At 43.9% G+C, this 1,790-nt stretch carries 3 protein-coding genes; all 3 read right to left on the minus strand.

Going from position 1 to position 1,790, the window contains the following annotated elements; genetic code table 11:
- A partial coding sequence (locus QVO88_RS09115; RefSeq protein WP_288177946.1) for a class I SAM-dependent methyltransferase occupies positions 1-500 on the minus strand: 500 nt, incomplete at its 3' end.
- A 75-nt stretch (positions 501-575) separates the two neighbouring features.
- Entirely contained in the window at positions 576-779 is a 204-nt protein-coding gene (locus QVO88_RS09120) for a DUF1858 domain-containing protein (RefSeq protein WP_022288179.1), read from the minus strand.
- A 97-nt stretch (positions 780-876) separates the two neighbouring features.
- Positions 877-1,790: cation diffusion facilitator family transporter (locus QVO88_RS09125; RefSeq protein WP_288177947.1), on the minus strand; the 914-nt coding region annotated here is incomplete at its 5' end.

The raw sequence follows: 1,790 nt of genomic DNA on the forward strand, positions 1-1,790 counted from the left end.
AAATATCTGTCGTCGCAATCATGAGACGGCGTTTTGCCTGTATACACCGCCTGCATGACAGAATATGCAAACTGACCCTCTGTGCAGGCAAGCTCTTTTTTTACCTCAAAGCCGTTGTCATAAAGCCACTTTCTAAGCACGTCCCATTTTGTCATAGGCTGTAAAACGAGGTTCACTCCGTTTTTCACCCACGGACATTTTTCAAGCAGTCTTGCAATAAGCTCACCGCCCATGCCTGCCATAACAACGTCTGTTATGCCCTCTTGGGGAACATTGTCAAGTCCGTCTGAAAGTACCGTTCCAATGCGGTCTGAAAGCCCCTCACGGCGGATATGCTCCTCAGCCGACTTTAGCGGCAATGGTGCAACATCACAAGCCAGAGCCTTTTTGCACATATTTTCCTTTATCATAAAGCAGGGCAGATAACCATGATCTGTCCCCACGTCACATACAAAATCTCCTGTACAAAGCTTTGCACAGGTCACAAGTCTTTTATCCAAAGCTTTCCTCCAAAGAAAAAAATCGCCGCTCGCCCCCTGAAAAGGCGGCTGGGCGGCGAAAATAGTTCCAAACGCTTATTCTGCAAAATGCTTGTTGAGCTTTTCGAGCATTTCCTCAACAGGAACGCCATGAACAGCACAAGCCTCTTCAAGAGTTTCGCCTCTTGACGCTGGGCAGAACAGACAGTGCATACCCATTTCCATAAAGTATGGTGCTGTATTTTCATCAGCGTCCATTATATCGCCTATAATAGTATCCTTTGTAACTGTGAATGCCATTTTATACTCCTCCTATCATGATAGACCACGCACCGCAAACGCTTTGCGTTATACCTATATTATAACCAATCCTGAGAAAAAAAGCAAGCCCTTTTTATTATAATGTATCTCCCTTATCAACATTTATAACAGCGTTGTATCTTCCGTCAAATTCTGTGAGCCGTTTTGATATTTTTGCTTTTACCTCGCTGTCTGAAAGTCTGAAATCAAAAGGCACTACCACGTCAAAGATAAGATTTTCACGGTTTTCTCCCTTTGTCATTCTGAAATCGTGTATTGACAAGCACTGATCAATAGACTTCACAACGTCTGTTACTATCTTTTTAGTTTCGATAGTTTGCTCGTCATGATCTGCCACCGGATCCATATGTATAGACACTGCGCAGTGATATTTTTCTTTCATGCTATCCTCAAGATCGTCTATAAGCTCATGAGCCGCCATAAAGTCCATTTCGCATGGCACTTCAGCATGAAAAGAGATAACGGTATTCCCTACGCCATAATCATGTATGAGCAGATCATGGATACCGATTATCTCAGGAAAGCTCATTGCGGTATCAACAATATCCTGAACGAACTCCTTATCGGGCTTTGAGCCGAGAAGCGGCGAAACGCTGTCCTTGCAGGTCATAAAGCCTGAGCGGAAGATAAAGAGAGCAACGAGAACGCCCATATAGCCGTCTATGTTTATGCCTGTGAACGCAGAGAATACCATTGCAAGCATAACAGCTCCTGTTGCGGCGCAATCGGAAAGACTGTCAGCGGCAGAGGCGAAAAGCGAGGTAGAGTTTATCTTTTTTCCAAGCTTTCTATAGAAATACCACATCCAAAGCTTGACAGCCACAGAGCAGGCAAGTATCACAAAGGTCATTACCGAGAAAGCAAGCTTATCATGGGCAAAGATCTTTGAAAAAGAAGATTTTCCAAGCTCAATGCTCATCATCATAATAATAAACGAAATGACAAGACCTGAGATATACTCCATTCTGCCGTGGCCAAATGGGTGGTCTT

The sequence above is a fragment of the Ruminococcus sp. CAG:57 genome (assembly GCF_000435935.1).
Taxonomy (GTDB): Bacteria; Bacillota; Clostridia; order Oscillospirales; family Ruminococcaceae; genus Hominimerdicola; species Hominimerdicola aceti.

What these genes read in the sequence shown, in the direction of transcription:
- QVO88_RS09120 (WP_022288179.1), bottom strand. Translation starts at nt 779, where the DNA reads ATGGCATTCACAGTTACAAAGGATACTATTATAGGCGATATAATGGAC.